At 54.6% G+C, this 421-nt stretch carries 1 protein-coding gene; it reads right to left on the bottom strand.

The window, feature by feature from the left end:
* Nucleotides 1-13: 13 nt before the first annotated feature.
* Nucleotides 14-421, bottom strand: a 408-nt coding sequence (locus QP363_RS12700) for a transposase (RefSeq protein ID WP_284764751.1), incomplete at its 5' end; no start/stop codon positions are given.

The raw sequence follows: 421 nt of genomic DNA, 5'->3' as shown, positions 1-421 counted from the left end.
GGCCCTTCCGGTTTTAGAGTGCGTTGATTTTGTCCTGTAGTTGTCCGGAGTGGATGAGGCATCGCAAGATGTAGTGGTTGAGGTTTTTGAATCCCAGGGCGATGCCGCGTAGGTGTTCGAGTCTGCCGTTGATTGCCTCAACGGGACCGTTGGATGCGCCGATATCAAAGTAGGCGAGCACATCTTTGCGTCGACGCCACAGGGTGCGTCCCAGTTGGGCGAGCTCTTCTAAGCCTTTTGGTAGTCCTTTACGCAGGGTGTGGATGATGCGTTCCATGAGCTTTCTGCCTTCCGATTTCTTCGGATGCGCGTACGCTGCGATCACGTCTTGGTAGAGCAGCCACGTTACTTCTAGGGCCACGTAGTCGTCATCGGTGGCCCACAGCATTTCTAAGCGTTGCTTTTGCCGCTCGGTGAGATA

This window comes from Corynebacterium sp. UMB6689, assembly GCF_030215295.1.
Classification (GTDB): domain Bacteria; phylum Actinomycetota; class Actinomycetes; order Mycobacteriales; family Mycobacteriaceae; genus Corynebacterium; species Corynebacterium aurimucosum.
The sequence above is the reverse complement of the archived record's forward strand: the minus strand, read 5'-3'. Positions and strand labels throughout refer to the sequence as shown.